This window comes from Lacrimispora brassicae (genome assembly GCF_054772055.1).
The window spans coordinates 219,599-232,254 of record NZ_BRYH01000009.1 but is presented as its reverse complement, the minus strand read 5'-3'; the positions used below and the strand labels follow the sequence as shown (position 1 = coordinate 232,254).

Genomic DNA, 12,656 nt, shown 5'->3' with positions numbered 1-12,656 from the left:
CTAACCAAATAGCGACTGAGTGGTTTTATCAACCTTTTCGGAATCTGCAAGTTTGAGCTCTTTTTCAAGTTCGTTCTTCTGATTTCTAAAGGTTTCATCAATAACCATTTTTACCTTTACCCATTCCAGGTAAGAAATGCCTTGCAATGACTTTAAATACTCTTTCATCTCTCTCACCTCCATTCATTATTCCTCTGTCATAACAGGATCGGGAAGTCGTTTAGCCGCCTGTTCTTCGGTCTCATTGTACCACTTTGCTCTATATTCTTCCGGTCTCATAATTCCAGCAGCCAGATCTAATCTATCCTGTTGCCGTTCAGTCTCCTCATCTACCAGGATAGAATCCTTAAAGTTACAGATAAACTCATAACCTGATTGAGTAAGTGCATTATAGAAAGCCAGAGCATAGACCAAATCTTCCAGACAGTCTTTTAGGTTTGACTGAATAGCTTTTACCATGTTGTATTTACGCTTCTTGGCTATCTTCGCTTCTGTAGCGGTTTTATCCACGTCACTTACGTCGGATAAATCACCATATGACAGATTCGTATTAAACTCTATACGGCGTAAGTACGCATTCAAGCCATTGATCATGCTCTGATCCCGGAATTCCGGACTATATTCCTGGTAAAGCTCTTCTCCTCCTGATTTCGTCAGGTTCAGGCCCCTGTATAGCCTTTTGTTAAGCTTAGGCATCACATATTTGGTCTTACCTTTTCCGTCCACGATTGGAGCTGCCTGTAAGGCTGTCATATCAACATGTACCACACGCTCTCCGCTTTCAAACTCCCAATCCAATCGTCCAAATTGTGTATCTGTCTTTCTAATTAGGGCAATAGACGAATCATAAATAGACACTCCGCAGGCGGAACCGTCAATCTCATTCTTAATCGGGTTTCGGTAATATCCAAAATCTGGCCGCTCCACCCCTTTGTATGTGACATCTTCCGGAAGTGCAGCCCATTCCGCTACCACTGACAGTTTTACTGGATTGCCGATGCTGCTTACATTTGATGTATGATATGCCTTGTTCTGGATACGCAAGGTCAGGCTCTGATCCCATTCGTGAAATTCAAAACGTAGGTAAAAATTATCTTCTCCGACGCGTTTCACTTGAATGAACACCACACTAGTTAGGCGGCCACGGGGGTCAAAGGAGATTGGCACGAACCGATCAGCCGTCACATATTCCACAGTTTTTCCTCCCAGGGGCTTTATACAGAAGGACCCCATGCCGATTCCTGCCTGCAAGTTTTCATTCAGATCACTGATGGCAGTCTGGTATATTTTATCTAACTTCGCATTGGAGACATTTGATTTCATTTCATTTAGACAGACATTGGAAAACTCACGACATATTCCCTGTTCAATCTGGAGAGAATCTATCTGGTCATCTACCCAGGGAGCCTGACCACGGTACATGGAGCCCCATAGTTCTATTTTTTCTATCATCTGTTGACTAATCCCTACCTCCTGACCAATCACCTGTTTCAACGTCTTTGCTGGGAACATCTTTCTTATCACCCCTCTTATTGCATTTAGTAATTTGCCAAACAATCTATCACCTGCCTTACTGGCCTTTCTTTTTCCAAACCGAATTCATAGCATAGCGGACGGCATCAATCGCATGGTTATTCTTATCTGGATAGCCGCTAATGACATTACCTTCCTTGTCCCGTTCATATTCATAGTCCATAAATTCTGTAGCTGCCTCCGGGCATCTAGTATTGTCTATAATAATCTCTCGTAAGGACTGTAGCCATTTCATGCTGTATTCTACCGATCCCGGTCCTTTTACTGCTCCACGGGCCAGTAGGCCATAAGAACGGTAATCCCCTACAGACTTTTCCTCTGCACTATCACAAGTAATCAGGTCATTGCCCGCAATTCCCATCTCAATCAAATGGTCTGCCGTCTGCCGGTTACTCTGCTTATTGCACCTATATTCCCAGAAGAGGAAAAGTCTTAACCTGGCTGGATCATAATAGCACCGGACAAAGTGAAATGGATCCGGATACCAGCCCCAGTCAAGGCCGTTATATATGCAATCAAATTGAGCGACTTCCTCATCTGTAATAGCCCGGATTACAACGTTTGTAAATACACTGCCGCCGCTTCCATTAGCTACTCCCAGATATTCATTTTCATAGGCTTCTGGATTCGTATCCTTCAAAAATTCAGCTTCGTCTAAAAACGGCTTTCCTAACCACTTGGCCGGCACCTGCAGATATGTACTTTCCGTTACCAATCGTGTGGCCTTCGGCACCTTTATATACTTATTCGCCCAGTTACTGGCTGTCTTGGGTGGGTTAAAGGATTTGAATATATATGCTATGTCTCCACCACGAATCACGGACTGCTCAATTTTACGAACCGATTCAGGACCGACAAATTGATCAAGTTCCTCCAGCCAGAGGATTCCAATATAGCCGAATGGCACCTTAATGGATTTCACTTTTCCCGGATCATCAGCACCGCGGAAATAAATCTTCTGGCCTGTGCTGATACGGGTTATTTCCATAGGGCTGACAGTTGCATGAAATTCATCTGACAGTTCCAGTGCCTCAATCGCCCATAATATCTGCTGGTATACAGATCCGCGCAAAGTGTCTGCCACCTGACGCATGATAACTGCGTGCATCTGGTCATTTTTCATAATGAGGTCAATAACCTCTAAAGATATCAAAGATGACTTTGTGGACCCTCGGCCACCTGGGAAAACATATTCTGTATGTCCATGCTCCTGTATATCAAAAACAACCGGAGCAAATGCCGGGGCTACCATGGTAGAAGGGATTCCCGTGTATTTGACCGGTTGATCATTGTCTGCTCTTGGTTGTAATGCTTCGGCTTGTGCATGGAGGTGAGATATCTTTGCCATCTGCTCCTCTATGTCCAAATCTGATTTGAGATTCTGGCCGGAATACTTAGCTATGGCCTCATACGCCTTTACATCTCCTAAAAGCGCCTCTTTGATCATAGCAGCATTAACGGCAGATTCCAGCGTACTGTCAAGGCCCAGGGCCTCCAGAAACGGCGACCATTCAGGATTATCTATTTCAGCAGTAAGCAGGGCATTTAGCGTCTTCCGGAAATCAGCTTTTTTCCGTCTGGCTTCACCAGAGGCCTTTCCGCCTTTTCTGCCATATTCTCTTGCTTCGCTCACGCTTCGATTGCTAAAAGGCACTAAGTTTTCATTGTTTGCCAATCACCTCACCTTCCTATCTGGCTAATTTTTATACTAAAAAGAGGCGGGGTTGAACCGCCTCCTCAAGCTCAACGGTTGATATTATAACAATCCATACTTCTTAGAGCCTCATCACATCTTTTAATACATATCGAAATTTCTTTATTGATGCGTATAAATCCTATTCGCTTTAACTGCTTAAGCCATTCAACCTTTTTAGCACTTACTTCGTAATCATGCTTTCTTCTTTGATACCATGAATTCATAAACACTTCTCCTTTCTGCCTGATATTATCAGCATAGCAGATTAAAGAATGTTTATCTCCCACCCTACCAAACAAAAACACCCATCAAGGCTTAACCAAGACAGGTGTTTTCAAAAGGAGAATTACAAGTATGCCCTTTAGGCAATGTTTTCTTTAGGCTGCTTTACGCCCAGGTGCCGCCACCTGATTGACCGCATTTAATCCAACTTCCCATGCACGTTAGAACCTATTTGTTGAATCGGAACCCCCGGATTCGAACCGGGAACCACTTCGCCATTGCTGGCGTCGTTCTTCCAGTTGAACTATGTTCCGCACCCCAGTATTGCATTTTGGGCTCAATACACTGACTCATATACCCCGCTTTCTATCCGATTTGAAAAGCCATGAAGAAAGCATAAGAACGTCGGCTTTAATCGACTGCCAAGCTGTTACACCCGGCAGCCGCAGGGGAGTTGCAGTCCATGTGCGCCGTTACACCAACTGCAAGAGGGTTTCCAGCCTGTCTGGCAGGCCATTTTGTTTGGGCAGTAACATTAAGCCTTTCGGCTACCCTGAAGTTGACTGCCACTGTCCGGCGCCTTGTGGAACGAGTAAAAATTTAGGGGGAGGCTATCGGCCTAAACCTGATAACCTAAGTATATTATAAAACGAACTTTCCGAACAAAACGAACTATTTCATTTTATTTCCATTTTCTTTAAATACTTGTCCCGAATTACCAGCCGTGGGTAGTCCTCATTTTGGGGAAGTCCAATCTTTTTAGCAATATCTTTCCAGCTCAAATTCTCTATGTACCTCATGCTGAAAACATACCGGACTTGTCCATCTTCAATCTCCGATATCCAGGATTCGATCCAGGCGGCTTCTGCTTTCTTCCTGACTAGAAGGTCCTGTTTCTGCTCATACCGTTTCCAGTCAAACCCTGTTACGCTCTGCGGCCTGGGGTATCCCTTCTGGTAGTCCAATATAACACTATGCCCCATACCGCTATCAGTTTCCTCCATAGCGCTGATTTCATGCTCCAGGCAGACTATATCCAGCTTTAACTTTTGATAACCTTTCAGCCTTGCCTTGGTCATTTTCTTCACTTCTACCACCTCACAGATGTTTTATTTGCCAACTTCAAGACAATTATCGTTCAGTACTTGTTGTTAAATCATAAAACACCAGCATCTTGTAAGCGCTTAATCTGCTTATCAGTGGCATTCCCAAGAGATAAAGACTGTCCAACTATCACTCCTTGATTTTCAAGCTCCTCACGAAATTCATCGGTCAAAAGAGAAAATCTATCCAATCCTCCTGAACTTTCAGCCTTTAGTATAATTTTATTATATAATTCCAAAAGCTCCGCAATTGTAGGAGGAAATCTATTGTGCTGTACCCACTGCATGGCTGCCTCTTTCAAGCAAAAGAATTGCCGGTCCTTAAGGCAGTCATACCAGACCTTCCATTCATCTTCCGTCGACATGAAATTCTTTTGTTTATAAGCATTCTTTAACATTATTGCAATCTCAGCAAATTCTTTTTTTGTCATCTTTGCCACACCTCACCATCGTCTTCAGTGAAAAAACCTTTAAAATTTGATTCGGTTTCATTTTTCGTTTCGGTTTTGTCATTGTAATTGCCATCTAAGACCTTGGGGAAATTGTTCGGTCTTATAAACCAGTCAAAAGTTATTACCCAGCCTTTTTTACCTTGCCCCAGAAGAAAAGGGTTGTTCCGAACATTTTCAATGGCTCTTAAGACTTCATCAAGGCCGTAATCTCTGATCCGGACTTTCAACCATTTGTAACGATCGGTACCTGAAACAATCTTTTTTATCCTACTCAATCCAGGTAAAGAGTTCCATGCATCAATGACTTGTTGCACGTCAGTGCTACGAACAGTATTGTCAAATACTGTACTATCTTTTTCTTTCTTTTCTTTTTCCCTTATTTCCTTTTTTTCTTTCTTTACTTCTTCTATTGTTGTCGGTTGCTTGTCATCTGCTTGTCGCTCGCTTGTCGCTTGACTGTCATTTTGCTTGTCGTTTGCCTGATACAAATCATAGTTAAGTACCGTAAATACGGTAAATTTGTTTGTCGTTCTGCTTGTCACTTCGCCTGTCGTTTTTAAGTGAGAAATTGCAGTTCTTATTTGGCGTTCTGAGAGATTTATTTCCGTGGACAGCTTACTAATTGACGATATGAAAGATCCCCGCGGAACCGTTGTTCCTTGAAATTTACCCTCTTTCCAATTGGCTTTAATGAGCATGTGAAGAAACAAATCTTTTGTATTTTGGTCTTTATACCATTCCCAGTCCAATATGCTACGGTTGATTTTTATATAATTTCCTTCATTCATGCCTTAAGCCTCCTTTCTAAGCGTAGTTACTACAAATATTTTTATAATAACTATAGTCCCCATTCCGCTTTAATCTGGTTCAAAAGTTTCATTTCTTCCGAGGTATCTTTCCCGGGGTTGCTATCCGGATGATAGGCCTTAGAAAGAGTCCGGTAAAACTGTTTTAACATGGCCTTGTCCACATCCTCATGATGTCCCGATGCAGGACGACTTTCCCTGTAGTTACTGTAAAAATCTTCGTAGTAACTACGGTAATTTTGCTGCGCTTGTTCCTCATATTTCTTCTTTGCTATGTACTCTGCTTCTATCTCCTTAAGCCTCTTAGGGCTCTGTAACACGCCAAAAACGTCATAACACTGGTCATACTCATTGGAGCCTACTGTTTCATACTTAGCATTGAATTCAGTCTTTCCAATGGCATATAAAGTGGTTATACGCTCATGTTCCTGGTGGACCCTAAACTCCTCTGTTTGGGCAAACTCATTTTGAATGCGTTCGTGCAAAGGAGCCAGTTTCTTTTTAATCAGGTCATATAAAAATTCCGGGGAACACCCTAATGAATCTGCAGCAATATTAATCTTTGAATCTCCCCAATCATAAAGGGTAAATATATCATCAGCCAGATCATAATAATTTACAGTACATATCCCGTACTGATTCTTCTTGACCATTCCATTTTCCCGGTAGCTCTCATGAATACTAATACGGTAGGCTTTCTTAATCGGTCTTTCAAATCGTTCCGTGCTATAATAATATCCGTAATAATTTGGTATGAGATTACTTTCGGTATAATAAGATTCTATCCGCTTAGGAGCCCCATTCTTTTGCATTCTTCTGGTCTTGATTTCCTGAATGACGCAATACATACCGGCGTTTCCTTTCTGTGGTTACTACCTTTATGCATAGCAACCACTTTATTTATGGCCTATTTAACTTGTCTATTATATGCTCTTGGCAGGCTTTTTATCTTCCAAAAACACGTCGATAAACAAGGCAAGGTTACGGAGTTTATCATCGTCTGCAGCATTGATTTTTTTGATAATTGTTTCAGAAATAGAGCTTTGATTGTTACTTTCTTTCCCCTCATTATTGACAGCAGAATTAGCGGCTTTAAACCCCCGTGAATAGCCAAACTGAAATGCAAAGGCTATTGATTCAATGGTTCCGCCATACTGCTCCACAATGTATATTGCCTGATTGCAAGACATATCATATTTAGGCTTGATTTTTACAATTTCTCTTGCATCTAAAACACCTTTTTTTACTCCCATTTCCTAAATCCTCCTTTGATTTTTCGCCGGAATCGTGCTATTGTGTATTAAACCTTTGATTTTCACGGCTCAGGCTGTGTTTGCCCCTGGGAAGCGTCAACTTCCTTTGGGGCTTGTTTTTTAGTGAATTCTTGTTACAGTAGCAGGATCTGAAGCCTGATCGGCTTCTCCTGTTGCATAATACTCAATCAGCATATCAAGATTAATTAAAATTCTTCTGCCAGAACGGCATACCGGAATCTTCCCCTGATTTACCAACTGCCGGATACACCATTCCCCTATACAGCACCCGGGGTCCTGTTCCTTGAAGAAAGCGGCACACTGCTGGACTGTCCTCATTCTTGGCACTGTCATAGCTACATCTCCCCCCTATTAATCTTGCCGATATCCAACTGCATATTGGTTGGCGGCTGCCATGCGTTGATATATTTAAGAGCTTCCTCATATTTGACTTTGGGAGTATTTCTGTAGGAATTGACCTCAAAATAGTCCTGGTAGTCATGCCAAAGCCTTGAAATAACCATTCCATACATTTTAGGCGGTTTATCATTTTCATCACGCTGAGGATACTGATATGTATATGCCCGGGCCTTTTTACCTCCTACCGCAATAATAACTACGGTCTTGGCCAACTCTTTAAGCCGTTGTTGTTGCTCATAGTCTACTGTCATTGAGGTTTCCAGTTTATCTACCCTTTGCTCCACACCTTCCAGCCTTTCGCCCTGCTCGTCCATCATTCCAAGCTGAATTCTCATGATCTGCTCATTGGTCAGTTTTTTTACTGGCTCTTTTTCCAGATCTATAAGTTTCTGGCGAATGCTTTTTCCTTCAGGCGTTCTTTGAATCATAGCAATATGTTTCGCTATATCCAACTTTAACAGATGATTCTTTGAGTATCCCAAGGCAGATGCCTGTTGTGATGATTTAAAATGAGCGTCCTCAAAAATCATGACGCTATCATTTTGCCAGAAATCAACAAAATCCTTTCGGTTCTCAAATCCATATCCAATCATTTCTTTTATCCAACTGGTATAATCACCTTTAATTTTCAACTTTTCTTGCAACACTCTCCCATACACAACCTTTTCTCCCTTATCAGTTGTATATACCGGAATTACATCAGAACTAAATATTGTTAAATTACTCATACAGAAGCTACCTCCTTTTTACGTCTGCTATAGAAAGCCTTAAAAGGCTCATTATTATTACAATAAGTTTTCAGATCATCAATGCTGTCCATCCATGTAAAAAAGAAACATTCCGTATCCTGATTTACATAGTTCCACAAAATATCTGCAGCATCCTGCGCTGATCCAATAGGCTTGTCCGGAGGTAATTTACCTAATTTCTCCATTACCCAGAAATAATCCTTATAGCCACCTTTCTCACCGCCATAATCCTTTTTGACAGGGAACATCTGAATCAATTCCCTGGGAGTAAGAAGACCTATTGCAGTCATAATGGAATGGCTTCTTTCGTAAAGCCAGTTTATTCTTTCCATTGACTTTATCTTTGAATGATCCCGATTCTTAAGACATTCCTTGCCGAATGCCTTTACCCCCAGGAATACATACCGTTTCAAGTCATCTCTTCCCAACTTCTTGGGATTTTTATATTTCCGGTGCTTCATCTGAAAACGGAATAGCGCCCAGAAATACGGTCCTCCATCATACTGCCATACTTTTAACTTTGAAAGGTTCAATGCCTCTCTAACAAGCGTAGGAAGTACTTTAAATTGATGATAGTGCCAAATGGATGCAAAGCAAGTTTTAAGAATTAACTTAATCTCTAAATACTCTTTACGGAATAATCGCCGGCTTTTTAATTCTTCAAAAATAATATCTGGAGAACAACACTTACCTTTTAGAGCCTCTGTTTCAGAAGCCTCCCGGTACATCTTGCGTAAATCTTTTTTGCTGCTGTTCCGTAAATGAAACAGAAAGTTGTTAAGTGATCTGGTCACGTTATCAGTACTTTCAAAATATTCTAAAATTTCCTGATACATTGCAGGTTCCATGTATCCATTTAAAATCTCACGACACTTTTTGAACCCCTGAAGATCCATATGTAAATTCTTCTCTGATGGGCTGGTATGCATAATATGAGCTTCATCAACTAAACCAGCAAATCTAATCCTGTTACAACAAGCCGGAGCATACTTTTCTGCACCAACATAAGCAAGAAGTTTTTCAACACTCATAATCGGATCTTGCACTCGGCTACCATCTTTGATGGCATTTAACAAAAGTTCTTTACTCTCTAAATCCATAAAACTGACCGTCCTTTTCCATTAAATTTTAAATCGAATTTCTGTTCCCAAGGCCTTGTGGAGGGTATGATATCACCTAAATTCCAGGCTGTAAATACCTCCGAGGCCGCTCCAAATCAGGACTTACTCCGTTAAATCACGATTTACCTTACCTCTTCCCTTATACCAGGAATAGAGCGTTACACAAGTAAGCTATCTCCTTAGGAAAGCATGATAACTTAAAGGGGAAAGGAGTGTAACAAATGCAAATCAACTAAATAGGTATTTACCTGAGTAAATTTTTTAAATATAAAAATTTTATAAACTGCCTTTCTGGCCAATTTTCATATCAGGCATTATCTTACGCATACTGCCGGATAATAATATGTCCCTACTGCAAACAGGTAACCATGGGCCGGGCAGGTGCAATTTGTTCCCTGAAAATTGGAAGAAAATACCTTTCCACAACACATACATTTTTCCTGGACATTGCTAAACTGAATTTTCCTCATTTGTAAATTCTCCTTTTATCTTGATTTTCTGTAACATACCGGATATACTATGGTTGTAAAATTATTTGCTATCACTTTGATTCCCTGGGAGTTGCTGCTCCTGGGGTTTCTGTATTTATCATTGCCTTTTTTCCTATCCCAGCCTCTCTAAGAGCAGATACAATAATTCTGGTCCACCAACCTTCTTGATTCCAGTTCACATTTATTGGTCCTTTTTCATCAATCTTATTTAAGACGATTTGGGCTATCTTATACTCGTCCGTCATGGTAAACTCCTTTCACATAGTTGCTGGTACAATGATTTCATCCCAAAATACCCACAGTAGATTTCCATCGGCAAACTTTAAATTCACCTGTCCTACGTGTAAATCAAACTCCATTGCAACAGCCTTTTGGCCTATATATTCTTGATGCACATCAGCCATGTACACAACCATATCCCCTGATTTCAATTTCATATCTTTCTTCCTCTCACAATTTCATAGTTGCGGTCATGGCCATAAAGCCTATGTACGCCACCATTCCCACACCAGCCGAAGCAAATATGCCCTGTAGCAACCCTTCCACCCAGTCAACCATTGGCGGCCGGCTATCGTCCTCAAAATCATCTACCTGCTCAAATTGTCTTGCCATGCCTCGCCCTCCTCTTTGCACGTTCTTGGCGAACACCCTGAATCTTGCCATAGTGGTAAATTGCGCTTAAGAAAGCATTGAAATTATTTTTATCATTGCTCAAAGGCTTACAGCCATAGGCATCTGCCATATTCTTGCAGAACAACATTTCTTCCACATTTGCATTCCGGCCAAGTTTAACCGCCTCTTTTACTTCTCTTTTATATTTCATGATGCATACTCTCCTTTTGTTTTTATTTCCCATGCCCACAAGCGGGCACGTAGCAACCAAATGGTTGTCAGCGGCTTCACTTTACCTCTACACAATAGAACACCAGCATTTCCCGGATAACAGATTCATAGACCGGCTTTAAGTCCTTATCACTTTCGATAATGGAAAGTTTATTGATCGCCTTTATCTTTTCCTGGCTGGCCCCGGCCTCCATGGCCCTATCCCGCTCATTTATAACTCTCTGGTTTAACCTGCAGGGCCGCTTCGCTGAAAGGCGTTCATAGCTTTCGGTCCGGACCGCCCGGTACCTTTTTTCCCGGCTGCCTATGTACTGATAGTTCTCACTCTCTGCTATGGCCGACAAGGACCGGTTTACCCATGGCCGGAAGTTTCCCTGAATCTCCCCGCCTAGTGCCTGTGCTATCGTTTTCTGGTTTTCCTTTACCTCATTGAGTTCAATGGCCTGCCGTTCCTGTTCCTTGGCCTGCCTTTTCTGCTCCAGTTCCTGATTTGCCATGGCTTCGCCCATTTGCATGAACATCTGAAGTTCCGGCGATAGACCACTCCGGTTAATCACCGTCTCTTTTAACTTGTCTTCCACCTTTGTGAAATACTCCCTTGCGTCTTCGCCTTTTTGATTCTTTTGTGTCATGGAAAGCTTCTTTGCAAATTTAGCGGTCAATCGGAAATCCTGTGTGGGATTGGGATTAAATTCCCGTTCGTCATTCAGTACGAACGCCCAATAATCAACGTTTTCTTCCGCAAACTCATTTTCATGAATGTTTCTCCTGCACCATTTAGAATAGTTGCTTTTATCCAGTTCTAAAAACTCATACAGCTTCTTAGCCGTTGTCATTCCCTTCTCATCAATCCCCAGAGCAATTTCAATAGGGGTTAATTTTGAAGTGTCCATAGCTCTCTTTTCAGTTAAATCGTTCATGCGTCCTCCACTATTCATTCCCAAACTCACAAAAAGTTACATCTTTAAATTTTAGTGGGCCGCAATCAATATCATTTGCCTCCACAAAAATAACACCTTGATCAACTCTGCGCTTCGCAATTTCAACAGCTTCAACTTCCGAATCTGCCACGATATCATTGACCGTAATACCTACGGAATAGCTCATTTCGATTGTATATTTCATCTCTTCAACTCCTTTCCTGCCAATTCCCCAATACTGGGGAAAGATACACTCACCAGATTTTTCTGGCTAGTGCAATACATAGGGTTCGCCATTACAGGCGAACGTATGGATCTCATAAGAACTTATTCGAAGATTTCGAAGTAGTTGGTAACTAATTTTCCCCAACCTTTACAGAGACAACCACAATTATGTTGTGGTTGAGCGGCACTAAGCTGTCTGATCTGATTTCTTCTCAGAAGCTAATTTATAAACCTCTTCACTCACAGAAAGGTTGAGATTGTACTTTTCCTTGATTCCCATCAGCTCCACCGTGCTGTCAAGCAATTCTTGGCGGTCCACCAGCATTTCTGGTGTCATATCGGCTTTTTTAACCATCTTCAGGCAACCGTATTTTATGGAAACAGCTTTATTGGCAATGACATTTGATTTTATATAGTCCGGCTTCCCGGCCTTTTTCAATCCTCTTTTCAGTTTCGCCATTGCTTCTTTCTGATGGTCCTTGTCCAACATACGAAATACTTGGAAACCTTCAAGACCAACTGATTGCCTAAGATTCTTCAGAGCATTAAATACCCAGCGCTTAAATTCTTTCGCCTCTTTCTTATGACTGCCAAATACAGCATCGTAAATTCCAAATTCAGAAACCACAAGTAATTCCTGTACACCTCCAAGGGTATTCACTTTATGCATACCCTTATCTTTTTTATCTAATGTTCTCGTCATGTTAGTTGTAAGCTGATATCCCAGCGCTACCGCCACATCTTTAGCAACCGCCCACCATTCACCGTCCTTTATCACAAAGCGAATGGGGTATCCGTTCCAGATCTCGGTTTTCATTTAGC

The 12,656-nt window shown here is 41.6% G+C and carries 19 protein-coding genes and 1 tRNA gene; all 20 read right to left on the bottom strand.

Annotated features, from left to right (window positions below):
• Positions 1–168: a hypothetical protein gene (locus tag ACYVD3_RS06820; protein WP_460641760.1), complete on the bottom strand. Its 168-nt coding sequence runs from the start codon at positions 166–168 to the stop codon at positions 1–3.
• 18 nt (positions 169–186) lie between these two features.
• Complete coding sequence (locus ACYVD3_RS06815; RefSeq protein ID WP_460641759.1) at positions 187–1,512, bottom strand: phage capsid protein; 1,326 nt, start codon at positions 1,510–1,512, stop codon at positions 187–189.
• Positions 1,513–1,570: 58 nt separating this feature from the next.
• The gene (locus ACYVD3_RS06810) at positions 1,571–3,208 is read right to left on the bottom strand and encodes a PBSX family phage terminase large subunit (RefSeq protein WP_460641758.1); all 1,638 of its coding nucleotides are present in this window, start codon (positions 3,206–3,208) and stop codon (positions 1,571–1,573) included.
• Between the two features lie 68 nt (positions 3,209–3,276).
• The gene (locus tag ACYVD3_RS06805) at positions 3,277–3,453 is read right to left on the bottom strand and encodes a hypothetical protein (protein ID WP_460641757.1); all 177 of its coding nucleotides are present in this window, start codon (positions 3,451–3,453) and stop codon (positions 3,277–3,279) included.
• A gap of 238 nt (positions 3,454–3,691) precedes the next feature.
• Positions 3,692–3,765 (bottom strand) — tRNA-Cys (locus ACYVD3_RS06800).
• Positions 3,766–4,128: 363 nt separating this feature from the next.
• Entirely contained in the window at positions 4,129–4,530 is a 402-nt protein-coding gene (locus ACYVD3_RS06795; protein WP_460641952.1) for a hypothetical protein, read from the bottom strand.
• A 77-nt stretch (positions 4,531–4,607) separates the two neighbouring features.
• Positions 4,608–4,985, bottom strand: a complete 378-nt coding sequence (locus tag ACYVD3_RS06790) for a replicative helicase loader/inhibitor (RefSeq protein ID WP_460641756.1) — start codon at positions 4,983–4,985, stop codon at positions 4,608–4,610.
• Entirely contained in the window at positions 4,982–5,794 is an 813-nt protein-coding gene (locus ACYVD3_RS06785; RefSeq protein WP_460641755.1) for a hypothetical protein, read from the bottom strand. The genes ACYVD3_RS06790 and ACYVD3_RS06785 overlap by 4 nt, the downstream gene beginning before the upstream one ends.
• A gap of 50 nt (positions 5,795–5,844) precedes the next feature.
• Positions 5,845–6,660, bottom strand: coding sequence for a hypothetical protein (locus ACYVD3_RS06780; protein ID WP_460641754.1), 816 nt, complete (start codon positions 6,658–6,660; stop codon positions 5,845–5,847).
• Positions 6,661–6,735: 75 nt separating this feature from the next.
• Entirely contained in the window at positions 6,736–7,065 is a 330-nt protein-coding gene (locus ACYVD3_RS06775; protein WP_460641753.1) for a hypothetical protein, read from the bottom strand.
• A 120-nt stretch (positions 7,066–7,185) separates the two neighbouring features.
• A complete protein-coding gene (locus ACYVD3_RS06770) occupies positions 7,186–7,419 on the bottom strand; it encodes a helix-turn-helix domain-containing protein (protein ID WP_460641752.1) in 234 nt (77 codons plus the stop codon).
• A 2-nt stretch (positions 7,420–7,421) separates the two neighbouring features.
• Positions 7,422–8,213, bottom strand: coding sequence for an ORF6C domain-containing protein (locus ACYVD3_RS06765; RefSeq protein WP_460641751.1), 792 nt, complete (start codon positions 8,211–8,213; stop codon positions 7,422–7,424).
• Positions 8,210–9,334: a hypothetical protein gene (locus ACYVD3_RS06760; protein WP_460641750.1), complete on the bottom strand. Its 1,125-nt coding sequence runs from the start codon at positions 9,332–9,334 to the stop codon at positions 8,210–8,212. Before ACYVD3_RS06760 ends, ACYVD3_RS06765 begins: the two co-directional genes overlap by 4 nt.
• Before the next feature lie 562 nt (positions 9,335–9,896).
• The gene (locus ACYVD3_RS06755; protein ID WP_460641749.1) at positions 9,897–10,091 is read right to left on the bottom strand and encodes a hypothetical protein; all 195 of its coding nucleotides are present in this window, start codon (positions 10,089–10,091) and stop codon (positions 9,897–9,899) included.
• Positions 10,092–10,103: 12 nt separating this feature from the next.
• On the bottom strand, positions 10,104–10,283 hold the full coding sequence (locus tag ACYVD3_RS06750; RefSeq protein ID WP_460641748.1) for a hypothetical protein: 180 nt from the start codon (positions 10,281–10,283) through the stop codon (positions 10,104–10,106).
• A 13-nt stretch (positions 10,284–10,296) separates the two neighbouring features.
• The gene (locus ACYVD3_RS06745; protein WP_460641747.1) at positions 10,297–10,458 is read right to left on the bottom strand and encodes a hypothetical protein; all 162 of its coding nucleotides are present in this window, start codon (positions 10,456–10,458) and stop codon (positions 10,297–10,299) included.
• Entirely contained in the window at positions 10,442–10,669 is a 228-nt protein-coding gene (locus ACYVD3_RS06740) for a hypothetical protein (RefSeq protein WP_460641746.1), read from the bottom strand. Before ACYVD3_RS06740 ends, ACYVD3_RS06745 begins: the two co-directional genes overlap by 17 nt.
• A 76-nt stretch (positions 10,670–10,745) precedes the next feature.
• A complete protein-coding gene (locus tag ACYVD3_RS06735; RefSeq protein WP_460641745.1) occupies positions 10,746–11,609 on the bottom strand; it encodes an antA/AntB antirepressor family protein in 864 nt (287 codons plus the stop codon).
• A gap of 10 nt (positions 11,610–11,619) precedes the next feature.
• On the bottom strand, positions 11,620–11,814 hold the full coding sequence (locus tag ACYVD3_RS06730; RefSeq protein ID WP_460641744.1) for a hypothetical protein: 195 nt from the start codon (positions 11,812–11,814) through the stop codon (positions 11,620–11,622).
• Between the two features lie 207 nt (positions 11,815–12,021).
• Positions 12,022–12,651, bottom strand: coding sequence for a BRO-N domain-containing protein (locus tag ACYVD3_RS06725; protein ID WP_460641743.1), 630 nt, complete (start codon positions 12,649–12,651; stop codon positions 12,022–12,024).
• Positions 12,652–12,656: the final 5 nt, after the last annotated feature.

Bases quoted from the DNA above. Each gene is read 5' to 3' on its own strand.
- ACYVD3_RS06820 (WP_460641760.1), bottom strand. From the start codon at position 168: ATGAAAGAGTATTTAAAGTCATTGCAAGGCATTTCTTACCTGGAATGG.
- ACYVD3_RS06815 (WP_460641759.1), bottom strand. From the start codon at position 1,512: ATGTTCCCAGCAAAGACGTTGAAACAGGTGATTGGTCAGGAGGTAGGG.
- ACYVD3_RS06805 (WP_460641757.1), bottom strand. From the start codon at position 3,453: ATGAATTCATGGTATCAAAGAAGAAAGCATGATTACGAAGTAAGTGCT.
- ACYVD3_RS06795 (WP_460641952.1), bottom strand. From the start codon at position 4,530: ATGACCAAGGCAAGGCTGAAAGGTTATCAAAAGTTAAAGCTGGATATA.
- ACYVD3_RS06790 (WP_460641756.1), bottom strand. From the start codon at position 4,985: ATGACAAAAAAAGAATTTGCTGAGATTGCAATAATGTTAAAGAATGCT.
- ACYVD3_RS06785 (WP_460641755.1), bottom strand. From the start codon at position 5,794: ATGAATGAAGGAAATTATATAAAAATCAACCGTAGCATATTGGACTGG.
- ACYVD3_RS06780 (WP_460641754.1), bottom strand. From the start codon at position 6,660: ATGTATTGCGTCATTCAGGAAATCAAGACCAGAAGAATGCAAAAGAAT.
- ACYVD3_RS06775 (WP_460641753.1), bottom strand. From the start codon at position 7,065: ATGGGAGTAAAAAAAGGTGTTTTAGATGCAAGAGAAATTGTAAAAATC.
- ACYVD3_RS06770 (WP_460641752.1), bottom strand. From the start codon at position 7,419: ATGACAGTGCCAAGAATGAGGACAGTCCAGCAGTGTGCCGCTTTCTTC.
- ACYVD3_RS06765 (WP_460641751.1), bottom strand. From the start codon at position 8,213: ATGAGTAATTTAACAATATTTAGTTCTGATGTAATTCCGGTATATACA.
- ACYVD3_RS06760 (WP_460641750.1), bottom strand. From the start codon at position 9,334: ATGGATTTAGAGAGTAAAGAACTTTTGTTAAATGCCATCAAAGATGGT.
- ACYVD3_RS06755 (WP_460641749.1), bottom strand. From the start codon at position 10,091: ATGACGGACGAGTATAAGATAGCCCAAATCGTCTTAAATAAGATTGAT.
- ACYVD3_RS06750 (WP_460641748.1), bottom strand. From the start codon at position 10,283: ATGAAATTGAAATCAGGGGATATGGTTGTGTACATGGCTGATGTGCAT.
- ACYVD3_RS06745 (WP_460641747.1), bottom strand. From the start codon at position 10,458: ATGGCAAGACAATTTGAGCAGGTAGATGATTTTGAGGACGATAGCCGG.
- ACYVD3_RS06740 (WP_460641746.1), bottom strand. From the start codon at position 10,669: ATGAAATATAAAAGAGAAGTAAAAGAGGCGGTTAAACTTGGCCGGAAT.
- ACYVD3_RS06735 (WP_460641745.1), bottom strand. From the start codon at position 11,609: ATGAACGATTTAACTGAAAAGAGAGCTATGGACACTTCAAAATTAACC.
- ACYVD3_RS06730 (WP_460641744.1), bottom strand. From the start codon at position 11,814: ATGAAATATACAATCGAAATGAGCTATTCCGTAGGTATTACGGTCAAT.
- ACYVD3_RS06725 (WP_460641743.1), bottom strand. From the start codon at position 12,651: ATGAAAACCGAGATCTGGAACGGATACCCCATTCGCTTTGTGATAAAG.